General features: G+C 41.8%; 16 protein-coding genes. 12 read left to right on the forward strand and 4 right to left on the reverse strand.

What is annotated here, in order from left to right; all coding sequences use genetic code 11:
• Nucleotides 1-42 precede the first annotated feature (42 nt).
• Nucleotides 43-2,478: an ATP-dependent DNA helicase gene (locus tag CC90_RS0100880; RefSeq protein ID WP_031388957.1), complete on the forward strand. Its 2,436-nt coding sequence runs from the start codon at nucleotides 43-45 to the stop codon at nucleotides 2,476-2,478.
• Here the strand turns inward: CC90_RS0100880 and CC90_RS0100885 are convergent.
• Entirely contained in the window at nucleotides 2,423-3,340 is a 918-nt protein-coding gene (locus CC90_RS0100885) for a deoxyribonuclease IV (RefSeq protein WP_035315078.1), read from the reverse strand. The two genes, CC90_RS0100880 and CC90_RS0100885, sit on opposite strands and share 56 nt — an antisense overlap.
• Nucleotides 3,341-3,913: 573 nt before the next feature.
• On the opposite strand from CC90_RS0100885, the gene CC90_RS0100890 reads away from it, so the two are divergent.
• The 4 genes from CC90_RS0100890 (at nucleotide 3,914) to CC90_RS0100905 (ending at nucleotide 7,505) form a co-directional block, all read left to right on the forward strand.
• Entirely contained in the window at nucleotides 3,914-5,221 is a 1,308-nt protein-coding gene (locus CC90_RS0100890; RefSeq protein ID WP_031388959.1) for an alpha-amylase family glycosyl hydrolase, read from the forward strand.
• A 393-nt stretch (nucleotides 5,222-5,614) separates the two neighbouring features.
• The gene (locus CC90_RS0100895) at nucleotides 5,615-5,986 is read left to right on the forward strand and encodes a GntR family transcriptional regulator (RefSeq protein WP_031388960.1); all 372 of its coding nucleotides are present in this window, start codon (nucleotides 5,615-5,617) and stop codon (nucleotides 5,984-5,986) included.
• Between the two features lie 14 nt (nucleotides 5,987-6,000).
• Nucleotides 6,001-6,846 (forward strand): ABC transporter ATP-binding protein, encoded by an 846-nt coding sequence (locus tag CC90_RS0100900; protein WP_031388961.1) that lies wholly within the window; start codon nucleotides 6,001-6,003, stop codon nucleotides 6,844-6,846.
• Nucleotides 6,846-7,505, forward strand: a complete 660-nt coding sequence (locus CC90_RS0100905; RefSeq protein WP_031388962.1) for an ABC-2 transporter permease — start codon at nucleotides 6,846-6,848, stop codon at nucleotides 7,503-7,505. Before CC90_RS0100900 ends, CC90_RS0100905 begins: the two co-directional genes overlap by 1 nt.
• A 2-nt stretch (nucleotides 7,506-7,507) precedes the next feature.
• On the opposite strand, the gene CC90_RS0100910 is transcribed toward CC90_RS0100905, so the two are convergent.
• Complete coding sequence (locus tag CC90_RS0100910) at nucleotides 7,508-8,272, reverse strand: copper homeostasis protein CutC (protein WP_031388963.1); 765 nt, start codon at nucleotides 8,270-8,272, stop codon at nucleotides 7,508-7,510.
• Between the two features lie 277 nt (nucleotides 8,273-8,549).
• A complete protein-coding gene (locus tag CC90_RS0100920) occupies nucleotides 8,550-8,840 on the reverse strand; it encodes a hypothetical protein (RefSeq protein WP_031388965.1) in 291 nt (96 codons plus the stop codon).
• Between the two features lie 294 nt (nucleotides 8,841-9,134).
• Here CC90_RS0100920 and CC90_RS0100925 point away from each other — a divergent pair, with 294 nt between their 5' ends.
• The 4 genes from CC90_RS0100925 (at nucleotide 9,135) to CC90_RS0100940 (ending at nucleotide 11,409) form a co-directional block, all read left to right on the forward strand.
• Nucleotides 9,135-9,461: a PadR family transcriptional regulator gene (locus CC90_RS0100925; RefSeq protein WP_031388966.1), complete on the forward strand. Its 327-nt coding sequence runs from the start codon at nucleotides 9,135-9,137 to the stop codon at nucleotides 9,459-9,461.
• Entirely contained in the window at nucleotides 9,454-10,125 is a 672-nt protein-coding gene (locus CC90_RS22835; RefSeq protein WP_051869220.1) for a DUF1700 domain-containing protein, read from the forward strand. The genes CC90_RS0100925 and CC90_RS22835 overlap by 8 nt, the downstream gene beginning before the upstream one ends.
• Nucleotides 10,122-11,144, forward strand: coding sequence for a DUF4097 family beta strand repeat-containing protein (locus CC90_RS0100935; RefSeq protein WP_031388968.1), 1,023 nt, complete (start codon nucleotides 10,122-10,124; stop codon nucleotides 11,142-11,144). Before CC90_RS22835 ends, CC90_RS0100935 begins: the two co-directional genes overlap by 4 nt.
• 67 nt (nucleotides 11,145-11,211) lie before the next feature.
• Nucleotides 11,212-11,409 carry a PspC domain-containing protein gene (locus tag CC90_RS0100940; RefSeq protein ID WP_031388969.1) on the forward strand — a complete coding sequence of 66 codons (198 nt, stop codon included), beginning with the start codon at nucleotides 11,212-11,214 and terminating at the stop codon, nucleotides 11,407-11,409.
• Nucleotides 11,410-11,507: 98 nt separating this feature from the next.
• On the opposite strand, the gene CC90_RS0100945 is transcribed toward CC90_RS0100940, so the two are convergent.
• A complete protein-coding gene (locus CC90_RS0100945) occupies nucleotides 11,508-12,092 on the reverse strand; it encodes an ECF transporter S component (protein WP_031388970.1) in 585 nt (194 codons plus the stop codon).
• Between the two features lie 285 nt (nucleotides 12,093-12,377).
• Here CC90_RS0100945 and gloA2 point away from each other — a divergent pair, with 285 nt between their 5' ends.
• From gloA2 to ahpC, 3 genes are all read left to right on the forward strand, one after another.
• Nucleotides 12,378-12,758: an SMU1112c/YaeR family gloxylase I-like metalloprotein gene (gene gloA2 / locus CC90_RS0100950; RefSeq protein ID WP_031388971.1), complete on the forward strand. Its 381-nt coding sequence runs from the start codon at nucleotides 12,378-12,380 to the stop codon at nucleotides 12,756-12,758.
• A gap of 246 nt (nucleotides 12,759-13,004) precedes the next feature.
• Complete coding sequence (locus CC90_RS22840) at nucleotides 13,005-13,823, forward strand: GNAT family N-acetyltransferase (RefSeq protein ID WP_157837517.1); 819 nt, start codon at nucleotides 13,005-13,007, stop codon at nucleotides 13,821-13,823.
• A 186-nt stretch (nucleotides 13,824-14,009) separates the two neighbouring features.
• A complete protein-coding gene (ahpC, locus tag CC90_RS0100960) occupies nucleotides 14,010-14,573 on the forward strand; it encodes an alkyl hydroperoxide reductase subunit C (RefSeq protein WP_031388973.1) in 564 nt (187 codons plus the stop codon).
• The last annotated feature ends 9 nt before the right edge of the window (nucleotides 14,574-14,582 follow it).

Below are 14,582 nucleotides of genomic sequence, written 5' to 3' on the forward strand. Positions count from 1 at the left end.
TCTGTAATATCCTGAATAACTCGTTGGCAGGGAGTCTTGGAAATGGAACAGAAGGAAAAGGCAGAAATACATATATCCGTCCGCAACCTGGTGGAATTCGTGCTGCGGTCGGGAAATATTGATAATAGGAGGTCCACGGCGCCGGATCAGGCGATGCAGGAAGGCAGCCGGGTACACCGGATGATACAAAGGAGAATGGGTTCCGATTATCATGCGGAGGTAGTGCTGCGGCATCCGCATGAGATGGAGGAATATACGGTTGTCGTAGAGGGAAGGGCAGACGGGATCATAGACGGCACGGAAGCGACTCCGGTAACGGTGGATGAAATCAAAGGGACCTATCTGGAACTTAAAAAGATAAAGGAGGCCTTTACCGCCCATCTGGCGCAGGCCAAGTGCTATGCATATATTTATGCCGATAAGAACAAGCTGAAGGAAATTTGTGTCCGCATGACCTACTGTAATCTGGATACGGAGGAAATCAAATATTTTCATTCCAGTTATACCTTTGTGGAATTAAAGCGGTGGTTTGAGGATATCTTGATGCAGTATAAGAAATGGACTGACTTCGAGTTTCAATGGAAGCGAAGCAGGACGCAGTCCATCAAAGACCTTTCCTTTCCGTTTCCCTACCGAGAGGGGCAGAAGGAGCTGGTAACTTATGCCTATCAAAGCATTTACCACGGAAAAAAGCTTTTTATAGAGGCTCCTACGGGAGTCGGCAAGACGATTTCTACAGTTTTTCCTGCGATTAAGGCTATGGGTGAAGGATTAGGTGAGAGAATCTTTTATTTGACGGCGAAGACCATTACCAGAACCGTCGCCGACGGCACCTTCCAACTTTTGAGGGAAAAAGGACTTCAAATGAAGACGGTAATATTGACAGCTAAGGAAAAAATCTGCTTTATGGAGGAAACAGAATGCAATCCGGAATATTGTCCTTATGCAAAAGGGCATTATGACCGCATTAATAAAGCGATATACGATTTGTTGACCCATTCGGACAATTTTTCCAGAGAGGCGATTGAAGAGTATGCAAAGGCTCATCAGGTATGCCCTTTTGAGCTTTGTTTGGATATGAGTTTGTTTTCCGATGCCATTATCTGTGACTATAATTATGTGTTTGATCCACATGTGTATTTGAAACGCTTTTTTGCGGATGGGGTAAAGGGTGACTACATTTTTCTTATCGACGAGGCGCATAATCTGGTGGAGCGCGGCAGGGAAATGTACAGTGCAGTGCTTTGCAAAGAAGACTTTCTGAAATTAAAGAAGAGTGTAAAAGAGATTGACGGCAAAATGGAGCATCATCTCGAGAAATGCAACAAAGAGCTGTTGCTTTTGAAACGGGAGTGTACGAGTTATCGGATTGAAGAATATATCTCGCCCTTTGTCATGGCGTTACAGCGACTTAGCTCTGCGATGGAGACTTACTTGGAGGAGCAGGATGGCGGCCATGCGGTACATGAAAATGAAATAAGGGCAGAAATTCTAGACTTTTACTTTGCAGTATCCCATTTTCTCGATATTTATGAGAGGGTGGATGAGAATTATGTCGTTTACTCGGAGATGAGAGAGGACGGAAGCTTTATTTTAAAGCTTTTTTGTGTGAATCCGGCGGTGAATCTACGGGAATGTATGGCAAAGGGGAGAAGCACCATTTTATTTTCCGCAACTCTTCTTCCGATTCAGTATTATAAAGGGCTTTTAGGCGGCGATGGGGGAGATTATGAGGTATATGCCAAGTCGGTGTTTGACCCGGAGAAAAAGGCGCTTTTCATTGGAAGCGATGTGACCAGCAGATATACGAGGCGCACGGACATGGAATATTACAATATTGCCTCCTACCTTTATGAAATTGTGAAGAACCGTCATGGAAATTATATGGTCTTCTTTCCTTCACACGCTTTTTTGCAGAAGGTGTATGAGATATTTGAGCACTATTTTGCGGATAAAGGCAGTGTGGAATGTATTCTTCAGGAGGACCGTATGGACGAACGGGCGAGAGAGGACTTCCTGAGCCGCTTTGCGTGGAACGACGACTGCGATTTGGCCCAGATGATTCGTATGGACGTGGAGATAGAGGAGGAAAAAAGTCTGCTGGGCTTTTGCGTGCTGGGAGGGATATTCAGCGAAGGCATCGATTTGAAGAGAGACAGCCTGATCGGTGCTATTATTGTAGGCACGGGGCTGCCTTTGGTCTGCAACGAAAGGGAAATACTGAAGAACTATTTCGATGAAAAGGGAGGCGGCGGCTTCGATTATGCCTACCGCTATCCTGGCATGAACAAGGTATTGCAGGCGGCGGGAAGGGTAATAAGGACGGCGGAGGACGTAGGCTTGGTAGCGCTTTTGGACGACAGGTTTCTGAATCATTCCTATCAAAAAATGTTCCCGCGTGAATGGGAACATTTCGAAGTGGTTACGGTTGACGGGGTGGCAAAAAGGGTGGAACGTTTTTGGGATGGCTGGCTGTGAACACTCCGCTGCGCAGCATTTGGATTTCCTCCTTATAAGGAGGCAGCAGCTTAGACGGGTCTTTTTCCGAGGGAATATAAGGAGTCTCCAATATTTTGGGTATATCCGCAAAGGCAGAGTGATGGACGATGGAGTACAGTGCTTCGAAGCCGATATATCCATGCCCGATGTTGGTATGTCTGTCTTTGCCGGCGCCGCATGGATTCTTGCTGTCGTTGATATGCAGGACGGCGACCCTATCTTTTCCGATCAATCGATCCAGGCGATCCACACACTCGTCAAAGCCATGGACAATATCATAGCCTGCATCGTGCATATGACAGGTATCCAGACAAATCCCAAGTTTTTCATTGTGGATAACTTTATCGAAGATGGCAGCAAGCTCTTCGAAGCTTCTACCGATTTCAGAGCCCTTTCCTGCCATGGTCTCCAGGGCGATGGTACAGGGTGTGTCTTTATCTAATATCTCATTGAGGCCCTCCGCTATTTTGCGGATACCTGCATCTTGGCCCGCGCCCACATGAGCGCCGGGATGCAGCACAAGAACCTTGCTTTTCAATGCGGCAGTACGCCGTATATCCATCGAAAGGAAATCCAGGGCCAGCTTGAAGGTGTCGGTATTTATGCTGTTGCCAAGATTAATAATATATGGAGCATGGATGATAGAATCTGTGATGCCATGTTCCTTCATATACGAAAGACCTGCGTCTATGTTCAGTTCTTCTATTGCCTTGCGCTTCGTATTCTGGGGAGCGCCTGTAAATATCATAAAGGAGTTTGCTTCGTAAGAAGCAGCTTCTTTGGCGGAGCCGAGAAACATTTCCTTGCCCTTCATCCCTACATGTGAACCTATCTTTAACATATTTCCTCCTGTGTAAGCTTTAATAAAAAGAGCGTGCGAATGTCAGCCCTTTATTTGTTTTTTAGTAGTATAGCATCGAAGTCGAAAAAGGTAAAGTTAACATAACTTAAGAGCTGTTCAAGATTTATGTCGATGTCGAAAAATGAAAAATGAAATATTTTTTTGACAAATGACGTCAGAATTTAGAAGAAATGGAAGATGAGTCACAGATTATGACACGAACGTCACATGTGGATAACTCGGTGGAAATTGGGGATTTCTTTTCAAAATGTCTCAAAAAGCATTAGAAATCGTACAAGTTCTCCACATTTATATTTTTGCAAGAAGAACTTGAAAAATCAGAAAAAATACCAGTTTAGTCAAGAAGATTATGTGAAGCAAGAGAAAATATTGACCGAATTGGACATGCCGCAATTGTGGGTAAAGTGCTGATTGAACCCATAAAATATTATGTAAATCAATGCAGCGGGTAATGGAGGGGTTATGTTAAAATCGGGATATATATGCAAGGCTTTTCATGTTATAATATAGCAGTAATAAACAGATTATTCGACAAGGATTGGAGGACATAGAATGTGGGCTTATGAGAGTGTGTTTTATCAGATTTATCCGCTGGGTTTTTGCGGTGCACCATTTGAAAACGACGGCGTGCTCCGGTCTGGGATATTGAAGGCAATCGATTGGATTCCCCATATGAAGCGTCTGGGAACAAATGCAGTATATTTTTCGCCGGTATTCGAATCGGATACACATGGATATAATACGAGAGATTATAAACAGGTTGATTGCAGGCTGGGAACCAATGAAGACTTTAAACGGGTATGCAAAAGTCTGCATGAAAGCGGAATACGCGTGATACTGGATGGTGTATTCAACCATGTGGGAAGGGGATTCTATCAATTTCAAGATGTCATAAAGAACAGGGAGGCATCTCCGTATCTGAATTGGTTTCATATCGACTTGGGAGGAAACTCCAATTATAACGACGGACTTTGGTATGAAGGATGGGAAGGAAATTATGATTTGGTGAAGTTGAATCTAAGGAATGAGGAGGTCGTAAAACATCTTCTGGATTGTGTGGAATTCTGGATCGACGAGTTTGACATTGACGGGCTGAGGCTGGACGTAGCTTATTGTCTGGATCATGATTTCGTACGCAGGCTCAGGCGCTTTACGGAAAGTAAAAAGGAGGATTTTTTCCTTGTGGGCGAGATGCTGCATGGAGATTATAACCAGATGGTAAATGAGGACATGCTGCATTCGGCCACCAACTATGAATGTTATAAGGGACTTTATTCCAGCTTTAACAGCATGAATATGTTCGAAATCAATCATTCTCTGCTTCGTCAGTTCGGGCCGGAGAACTGGACGCTCTATAAGGGGAAACATCTGCTTTCTTTTGTGGATAACCACGATGTGACGCGAATCGCCAGTATCCTTACCAATGAAAAGCACCTCCCGCTGATTTACGCATTATGCTTTGGGATGCCCGGTATTCCTTGCGTATATTATGGAAGTGAATGGGGGGCAAAGGCACAGAAAAGCGAAGGTGACCCGGCGCTGCGGGCTTGCTTCGAAGCGCCTGCAGGCGGTGAACTGGTGGAGTATATCGGGAAACTCTCTGAAGCGAAGAAAAATTCCGAAGCATTGAATTACGGAGATTTCCGTTCTCTTTTGCTTACGAATAAGCAGTGCATATTTGAGAGAAAGTCGCAAAATGAAAGGGTGCTTGTGGCGATTAACGCCGACGGAGAAAGCTTCCGGGCACAATTTGACGCAGGCTGCCGTACGGCTTTTGATTTAATTAGTGGTGAGGAGCATGATGTTAACGGCGGAAGCGAGCTTCCTGCGTATAGTGCTTATTTTTGGAAGACAACATAATATACGTAAGCATCTGCAGAATGTAAGAGCACCTCAAATGTTAGACAAAACGACTAACATTTGGGGTGTATTTTAATTTGGGGCGCTTTTCTATAGGATAAGAATACTGGCATTTATTTTATTTTATCTTAAAGACATTAGTTATAAAAAAGGATATTGACATATCGGTTCATACTGTATATATTGTATATATACAGTATGAACAAGGGTGGAATGTTCAAGTGAAGAATGAAGACGTAGTGTGAAGTGTGAAATCGCAGTACGAAGAAAGAAGTGGCAGTACAAAGAAAGAAGCCGTAGTCCGAAGAAAGAAGCCGCAGCACGAAGGAAAGAAACCATAGCGTGAAGAATAAAACCGTAGAATAAAGTGTGGAACGAAAAGAGGTGAGAGAATTGGACATATTGATTAGTAATTCCGGTGGGCAGCCGATTTATGAGCAGATATGTACGCAGATTAAGAAGAATATCATAGCCGGAGAATTAAAGGAAGGTGACGCTCTTCCGTCCATACGATCTCTTGCCAAAGATTTACGTATCAGCGTAATCACTACGAAGAGAGCGTATGATGAACTGGAAAAGGAAGGATTTATTTATACGATAGCCTCCAAGGGGTGCTTTGTAGCGAAGAAAGACATGGAGTTTATAAGAGAAGAAAATTTAAAAAAGATAGAAGCGCATATGCGGGAAATTTCTGAGCTTGCGAGGTCGTCCGGATTAACGGGGAAAGACTTGGCGAAGATGTTTCAATTTCTGGAAGAAGAATAGCAAAGGAGTAAATTATGAATGCTTTGGAAATAACAAATTTAACGAAAGAGTACAAGGACTTTAAGCTGGATAATGTCAGCCTCAGGCTGCCGTCCGGTTGTATTATGGGACTTATCGGGGAGAATGGTGCGGGAAAAAGCACGATGATTAAGCTGATTATGAATGCGATAAATCGCGACGGCGGCGAGATAACCGTACTCGGTAAGGATAACCGGGCCGATTTCAAGGTGACGAAGGAGGATATCGGTATCGTGCTGGATGAAACAGGATTCCCGGAAATCATAACGGCAAAGCAATTGAACGCTATTATGAAAATGACCTATCAAAACTGGGAGGAAGAGACTTATTTTCATTATATCGAGCGTTTTTCTCTTCCCGGGAAAAAGCCTTTCAAGGACTATTCCAGAGGAATGAAGATGAAGCTGGCAATAGCGGCAGCGATGTCTCATCGTGCGAAGTTGCTGGTTCTGGATGAGGCCACCAGCGGGCTGGATCCCATTGTAAGGGATGAAATCCTAGATATTTTCCTTGAATTTACGAGAAAAGAAGAGAATTCCATTCTGATTTCCTCCCACATTGTCAGTGATCTGGAAAAGTTATGCGATTATATTGCTTTTCTCCATAAGGGTAAGCTTATATTCTGTGAGGAAAAAGACCGCCTTTTGGAAAACTACGCAATTCTGCACTGCAAAAAAACTGAACTGAATGGGTTGGAATGGTCGGCAATAAAAGGAAAAAGAGAAAACAGCTACGGAGTTGACGCACTGGTGGATCGTAAAAAGGTACCGAGGGGAATGAATATAGAAAATGCGTCAATTGAAGATATTATTTTATTTATGGTAAAAGGAGTGGATAAATAATGAAAGGATTGCTGTTAAAGGACTTTTATATGATATGGAAGCAGGCGAAGTTCATGCTTGCTCTTGTAATAATCTATATTCTCATTGGTGTAGTGAGCGACAGCTCATTTTGGACGGTATTCTCGGTAATATTTATGGCTATGCTGCCTATTACTGCATTAGGACTCGATGAGAGGAGCGGCTGGACCAGTTATGCATCGATGCTTCCCTTTTCCAAACATGATATTGTCGTAAGTAAATATGTATTCGGATTAATAGGAGTAGGGTTGTCAGTCCTATTGTATGCTGTTCTGACTATGTTGACTGGAATAGTCAGATATGGAAGCGTACAGATTGATTCTATTTTGCAGATGATTATGCCTTTATTTTCTGTTTCGTTCCTCTTTATATCAACCAATTTGCCGATTATGTTTAAGGTAGGAGTGGAAAAGGGCAGGATGTGGTATTTGCTGTCGCTGATGGTGATTATGGGAGGTTCCTCATTTATCATCAGCATTTTGGACGGTAACCCGGGTTTAGGTGCAATTTCGGGTTTTCTCAGCATAGATACACAGGCGAATCAGTTAATACAAAGCGCAAGCGTTCTTGGTGTCTGCACCATACTGTTGCTAGGCTCAATGAAGCTTTCGATCAATGTATTTGAAAAGAAAGATTTATAAGATTAATTCGGGAGTGTCTCGTCCAATCGCTTTCTGACTGCGGAGATTTCGCCGGCATCCGTTCGCCATATTTCATATTCACTCATGCCGGGAATGCCCATGGAAACGTGGGGATTGCGAAATCTCATTTCGCTTTCCACAATTCTTTTTCCTGACATATGAAAGGACGTGATGGAAGTTTCCTCAAGCAGAGTGCGGACAGCAGCTTCATCAATTCCTGCACCTGCTATAATGGAGATGGAGCCGTTCGCTTCTTTACTTAATTGTCTGAGTAAGTCAATGCCTTTCAGACAGGAGGATTGTTGGCCTGAGGTAAGGATGTTGTGAATGCCCAGCTCCTTCGCTTCTTCCATAGCCTTGAAAGGAGATTTACACATATCGAAGGCGCGGTGAAGGGTTATGCGCATAGCCCCGGCATGAGCTATCAGCTCCTTTAGTTCAGAAACTGCCAGTTCGCCGTCAGCGTTTAAGCATCCGATGACGATGCCGTCGGCGCCTGCGTCACGGAACATATCTATTTCCTTAATTATAATGTTCAATTCATGAAGGCTGTAAAGGAAATCCCCGAAACGAGGACGTATTAGGACATGGATAGGGATATCTACTGTTTCCCGAACTCGCTTAAATAGGGCGAGGGTGGGGGTGGTGCCGCCGATAATGAGATTGGAGCAAAGTTCCAGCCTGTCGGCTTTTCCTTTTTGCGCGTTAATGGAAGACTCAACGCTGTCTGTGCAGCATTCTAATAGGTATTTTTGTCTGAGGGGCATATGAACTCCTTCCCGATTTTCAAAATAAGATGGGTGATAAGAACAAAGGTGTGCTTCGTACATCCTTGTGCCCAAAACTTTGACAGCACAGCTTTTGTTCCGCGCGCGCAGCTGCGCATTGTTTGTCCGAAGGGCTTTTATGTAATAGGAGCACCTTCCTATTACATAAAAACAGATACAGCGAGCAGAAGTGCTTTACTGTATCTGTTTTGAAATTTTACATGTTTTCTTTGATACAGACATATTTTAGTCTTATACAGATGTACATGTTCTGGTTCTATACCGATTTATAGCGTTTATCGAACTTATCAGCACCGCATACATGGCGTTCACTGTCGCTTTCTGCAATAATATAGTCTCCTTCGCGGATGAAGATGACTCCCCGTCTGTTTTGAATAAAAGGGCAGACAATGGTACCGTCCGGCCTGGTAATTTGAATTAAGTTGTCAGGGCTGATCCAGCCATTTGTAATAACCTTGGTGTAGAGCTCGAAACCATCTTCCATACCTTTATTCAATTGGTATTGCTCTGCACTTACAATTAAGGATATTCGTTCATATTTTTTCATTGTTTAGCCTCCCTTATCTCATGTATACTCCCGTTCCTTATATTTATGAAAGAACCATAAATACGCTTTCCCTTATATATAGTTTAGCTTAATTTGAAAAAAAATACAATGCTTATTGACAACATAATATTATATGTTGTATAGTATGAATTAAGAAATGATAGTATATACCATATAATATTATATTCAACAATGGAATGAAGGAAGAATTTAAGAAACAGGAAGGAATAAAGGAGTGCAGAATCGGAAGGTTATGAGAAGAATATTTAGTATGATACGAAAGGAGTAGGTTAAATGGTATTTAATACAGGAGCGGCACTGCTTGACGCAATTGTACTGGCGGTTGTATCGGGCGATCCGGAGGGGACTTATGGATATAAGATAACCCAAGAGGTAAGGCAGGTCATAGAATTGTCAGAATCAACATTATATCCGGTACTAAGGCGGCTGCAGAAGGATGAGTGTTTGGAAGTATATGATATGGAATGTGCCGGAAGAAACAGACGGTATTATAAGGTCACGGAAAGAGGAAGGGCACAGCTTTCGTTGTACAAAAGCGAATGGAAGAAATATTCTCAAAAAATAAACGGAATGTTCGAGGGAGGAATCGTACATGAATAGATTGGAATTTATGCAGAAATTGGAATCGCTTCTTTCCGATATATCAGACGGAGAAAGGGAAGAGGCATTACAATACTATAATGACTACCTGAACGATGCAGGAGTAGAGAATGAACAGGAGGTACTTGAGTCCCTCGGTACACCTGAAAAAATAGCGAAGACGATTAAAGAAGGCTTAGGTGATAACGGAACAACCGGGGAATTTACAGAAACGGGATATAAAGATTATACGGCACAGCACGAAGAAAAAAATGAGGTAATAAAAAAGAAAGAAAAAAGCTCCCTTTCGGGCGGTATGATTGCGATAATCGCTATTTTATGTATCTTGGCTTCACCGCTGCTTGTTTCCATAGCGGGAGGTCTTCTGAGTGCCGGAGTGGGAATCTTTGTAGGTGTCCTGGGCTTTTTCTTCGGAATAGCGTTGGCAGGTATTCTGCTTTTCGTAACGGCTATCGTATTGCTCGTAATAGGAATCGGATGTTTATTCTATGCGCCGCTGGCAGGAGTTTGCCTGATCGGAGCGAGCTTGTTCGTCGGAGGCCTCTCTCTATTCTTCATCTGGCTTTCCGTTTGGATTTGCTTAAGGGCAATTCCGTGGCTTATGAGAGTAGTGTCGGACCTGTTCAGCAAGCTATTTAGAAAAAAGGGAGGTGAAAAGGCATGAAGAAATTTACGAAGATTTGTTTGATTACCGCATTGATTCTGATTTTGGTTGGGGGTACAATATGTGTAATAGGAGTTGTGAGCGGCGGCTGGAAGCAGGTGGATGAAATCGGAGGAAACAGCTCCTGGTCGAAGATGTTATACGGAGTATCACATGCCTATACCGGTAATTATTTCGATGATATAGAGGAATGGGCAGACGGCAAAGGGGACTGGATTTCCGATAGTACGGAGTATGAGAATTATGGTGATGGCTGGGACTTCGATATGGAAGGCTGGGGCTTTGATGATGCGCAGAACTGGGATTACGATGGAAAGGGAATTGCTGTAGGAAGTGATTACAGCCAAATCACTGTCGGTGAATCTGGTATAAAGACAATGTACATTTCGATTGGAGGGGCGGCGCTTTATATAAAGGAAGCGCAGGACGGGAATTTCGGAATCCAGAAAGAAGGCATGGGAATATATGAATATTATGAGGAGGACGGCGTGCTGCATCTGATAGGAAATTACAAGAACCGCGTAAATGATGGAGAGAAGGTCTATCTTTATATTCCGGAAGGCGCGCAGTTTGAGAAGGTGGCAATAGCGGAAGGCGCAGGTTTGGCAGACTTAGGAGAATTGGATGCGGATGAAATTGAATTGCAGATAGGTGCAGGGATGGCGACCTCGGATAAAATTAATTGCAGCAGCTTGAAGGTAGATATCGGTGCCGGAAAAGTGATTTTGGGCGGAGTGAAAGCGCAGGAACTGGATATGAATGTAGGAGTAGGGCATGCGTATTTGGAAGCTGATATCACGAAGGAAATAAATGTGGATTGCGGACTGGGTGCCGTAGAGTTGGTGCTTTCGGGTTCAGAGAAGGATTATAACTATAAAGCGAGCTGCGATGCAGGGAGTATTAATATAGGAGATAAGATATATGGTGCTCTGTCCAGCGATGCGTTTATAGATAACGACGCCGAGAAAGACTGTTCGCTGGAATGCGCTATGGGAAATATTAAAGTATCCTTTGAATAAGGAGATAAGCTGTTGTAAAGAAAAAAGAAATACTTTAAAATAAAAATAAGAAAAGGATGGTAATGATATGGATAACGATTATAAGAAGTTGACGAGGTCAAAGTTTAACAGGATGATTTCCGGTGTTTGCGGAGGACTTGGTAATTATTTGGGGATGGACCCTACGGTAGTGAGGCTGATCTGGTTGATTCTGAGCATAGCCAGCTTTGGAACGGGATTGATCATATATTTGGTCGCGGCTATTGTTATTCCGGAAGAAGATTAATCCTGCAATATTCGCAAGAAAACTAATATTTCGGTAATACAATAATATGGTTAAAGCCTTTTTAAGGGTATTCTCCGTGCAGGAGAATACCCTTAATGCTATTTACTGATAGTGAAGAACAGCCCTGACTTTTTAAGTGCCGGGCGCAGAGCCATATATACGGCAACGGATACGATGGAGGAGGTCACCGCATTGATAGAGGTTGCGGCGATGTTCCATGCGAGAGTGATTTCGGCAGCAGGCTTTCCCAGAATGAGCAGTTTGTAGTAATAGCCGATGAGAGGATCGAAGATTACATTGAAAAGGAGGCCGCTTACCGCTGCTAACACAGTCCACTTAAATACCTTTTTCGAATTGGTCTCGGTAGAAATCTTGCCGAATCTATGGGCAATGATGCCTGTTATAAAGCCGATGAAGAACTTGAGCAGGAAGGTCTTGGGAGCGTATACAACATAAATAGGGTCCATCAGGTCGCCGATCGTCATGCCGAGAGCACCGCCCAGGCCCCCGGATACCCCGCCGAGAAGCAAAGCGCCGATTACACATACGGCGTTGCCCAGATGGATTGAAGTGGCATCACCTCCGGGCAATGTGATTTTAATTTGTAAAAAGGTAAATACTACGTAGGATAAAGCTGCAATTAAACCGATAAATACAATTTTGTGAACCTTTTCATTTCTCATAATGGTTTCTCCTCCTATAATCTAGTTTCGCTATGTATTCATGTTTAAATCACATTATACTCAGAAATGGAGCTATAAAAAGTGCCATTTTAAAACTTTTTAACTAGGCCAGTTTGAAATTCCTTCGAGCTGCTTTTAGAACAAGAATCGATGTATATGAAAAAAAGAATGTGTGGTAGAATGGTATGGAAAGAAAAGAGTTTAGTGTGAAAAATAAATTTTTCACACGCAACTTTGTGCCTCGGCCCAAAGTTTGCAGGTTATGAGAAAGGCATGGTTATTAATATGAAATTAAACAAGGTTCATCATGTGGCAATTATTGTTTCCAATTATGAAAAATCAAAACATTTTTACGTGGATTTGTTGGGATTTGAGGTTATTCGTGAGAATTACAGACAAGAGCGCGGAGATTATAAGCTGGATTTAAAGTTAGGGGATATGGAGCTGGAGTTGTTTGGAATACCGGGAAGTCCCAAGAGGCCGAGTTACCCGGAGGCTTGCGGGCTGAGGCATCTGGCTTTTAAGGTAGAGAAAATTGAAGAGGTCATAAAAGAATTGAATGGACTTGGAATCGAAACGGAACCCGTCAGGACGGACACGTTTACGGGGAAAAAGATGACTTTTTTTGCTGACCCTGACGGACTGCCGTTAGAATTGCATGAATAGAGATAGAATCCCGTCCTTTATGCACAGAGTACAAAAGGAAGCAACTGGCAAAAAACAATAATAACGAGACGGGCAACCAGTTGATAAGTAATGTAAAAACAAAATATGCTTGTGTAACCGTTATTGGGATTCATTGTCAGACGCAAAATAAATGGTACAATAAACATCACAAATTAATTCTTCGTTTAGAGAATTAATAAAATGTATACCAGTGTTAATATCCGCTATGAATGGGGGGGGGTACTGATGATACAAATAAGCAAAGATATAAAGATAAAAGATGTAGCAAATGTCGTAAATGAAAAATCCCCGAGCTTTTCTGGTATTGTGAACCAGGAATGTAAGGGTACGTTATGGGTTGACAATATTGAAGAACCAAGAGTTGCAATTGCCGAGTCCTATGCAGTAGGAAGTTTTGCATTTCTTGGCACATATAAAACAAATGAAGACTTTTCAGATTTAAAAGATTTTTTGGAAAATGATTTATTTCATCACTTAAAGGAAAAGGGATATAAATGTTTTGAATTTTCTATTGAAAGTGAAAATATATACAAGAATATTTTAGAAATCTTTAAAAATAAATCAATCCAAACAGAAAAAGAATTCTCGTTCCGAGTCAATAAAATACCTGAAAAAAATCAGGATATTCCCAAAGGATATCAGCTAAGAAAAGTAGATGATATATTCTGGAATATGTTAACAGAAAATGAATTTGAAAATGAAGATTTATTAAAAGTTCGGTTGTTGGAATCATGGTACTCATTTGAAGAATTTAAGAATAAAAGTATTGCATATTGCATTATTTTAGATAGAAGAATCGTTGCTGTAATGGTTGGAACTGCATGTTTTAAAAATGTAATAGCAATAGATATTGAAACAGAAGAGAAGCATAGAAGAAAGGGGTTGGCTTATGCGATGGCGATAGAATTCATAAACGATTGCTTGAGAAATGGACTTATTCCACAATGGGATTGTGTTGAATCAAACCCCAATTCATACAATATGGCCGGAAAATTAGGATTTGAGAAAATAAATGAAAATACAGTCTATTGGTTCAATATTTAATGGAAAAGATTTATGATAAGCAACTTCTGATTCATTTCCTATTAGGAAAAAAGGTTAATATTTTCTGCAAAAATACTGAATAATACTTGACAAGACATGGATTATAAGATATATAATAAATAACAGTAATCATTACTATTATTGAGAAATATATCAAAATAATAATTAATTTAGGAGGTCAAAATTATGTCATTAATTGGAAAAGAAGTACAGCAATTTAAAGCGCAGGCTTATCAGAATGGAAAGTTCATTGAAGTTACAGAGGAAAATTTTAAAGGGAAATGGAGCATTGTTTGCTTTTATCCGGCAGATTTCACATTTGTGTGCCCGACTGAACTCGAAGATTTACAAAATAATTATGAGGAACTGAAGAATTTAGGGGCAGAAGTATATTCTGTTTCTACAGATACGCATTTTACGCATAAGGCATGGCATGACAGTTCAGAAGCTATTAAGAAGATAACTTATATTATGATTGGAGACCCTTCTCATGCATTATCACGTAATTTTGATGTTTTAATAGAGGCGGATGGACTTGCAGACCGCGGAACCTTTATTATTGATCCGGACGGCATTATTCAATCGGTGGAAATTAATGCAGGAAGTATCGGGCGTGATGCGGGTATTCTTATTGACAAGGTGAAAGCCGCTCAATATGTCAGAAAAAATCCGGGAGAAGTCTGCCCTGCAAAATGGAAAGAAGGCTCTGCTACGCTAAAACCAAGCCTGGATCTTGTAGGTAAAATTTAAGGAGAGATA

This window comes from Kineothrix alysoides (assembly GCF_000732725.1).
Classification (GTDB): Bacteria; Bacillota; Clostridia; order Lachnospirales; family Lachnospiraceae; genus Kineothrix; species Kineothrix alysoides.

Coding starts and splice junctions, on each gene's coding strand:
- CC90_RS0100880 (WP_031388957.1), top strand. CDS start 43: ATGGAACAGAAGGAAAAGGCAGAAATACATATATCCGTCCGCAACCTG.
- CC90_RS0100885 (WP_035315078.1), bottom strand. CDS start 3,340: ATGTTAAAGATAGGTTCACATGTAGGGATGAAGGGCAAGGAAATGTTT.
- CC90_RS0100890 (WP_031388959.1), top strand. CDS start 3,914: ATGTGGGCTTATGAGAGTGTGTTTTATCAGATTTATCCGCTGGGTTTT.
- CC90_RS0100900 (WP_031388961.1), top strand. CDS start 6,001: ATGAATGCTTTGGAAATAACAAATTTAACGAAAGAGTACAAGGACTTT.
- CC90_RS0100905 (WP_031388962.1), top strand. CDS start 6,846: ATGAAAGGATTGCTGTTAAAGGACTTTTATATGATATGGAAGCAGGCG.
- CC90_RS0100910 (WP_031388963.1), bottom strand. CDS start 8,272: ATGCCCCTCAGACAAAAATACCTATTAGAATGCTGCACAGACAGCGTT.
- CC90_RS0100920 (WP_031388965.1), bottom strand. CDS start 8,840: ATGAAAAAATATGAACGAATATCCTTAATTGTAAGTGCAGAGCAATAC.
- CC90_RS0100925 (WP_031388966.1), top strand. CDS start 9,135: ATGGTATTTAATACAGGAGCGGCACTGCTTGACGCAATTGTACTGGCG.
- CC90_RS22835 (WP_051869220.1), top strand. CDS start 9,454: ATGAATAGATTGGAATTTATGCAGAAATTGGAATCGCTTCTTTCCGAT.
- CC90_RS0100935 (WP_031388968.1), top strand. CDS start 10,122: ATGAAGAAATTTACGAAGATTTGTTTGATTACCGCATTGATTCTGATT.
- CC90_RS0100940 (WP_031388969.1), top strand. CDS start 11,212: ATGGATAACGATTATAAGAAGTTGACGAGGTCAAAGTTTAACAGGATG.
- CC90_RS0100945 (WP_031388970.1), bottom strand. CDS start 12,092: ATGAGAAATGAAAAGGTTCACAAAATTGTATTTATCGGTTTAATTGCA.
- gloA2 (WP_031388971.1), top strand. CDS start 12,378: ATGAAATTAAACAAGGTTCATCATGTGGCAATTATTGTTTCCAATTAT.
- CC90_RS22840 (WP_157837517.1), top strand. CDS start 13,005: ATGATACAAATAAGCAAAGATATAAAGATAAAAGATGTAGCAAATGTC.
- ahpC (WP_031388973.1), top strand. CDS start 14,010: ATGTCATTAATTGGAAAAGAAGTACAGCAATTTAAAGCGCAGGCTTAT.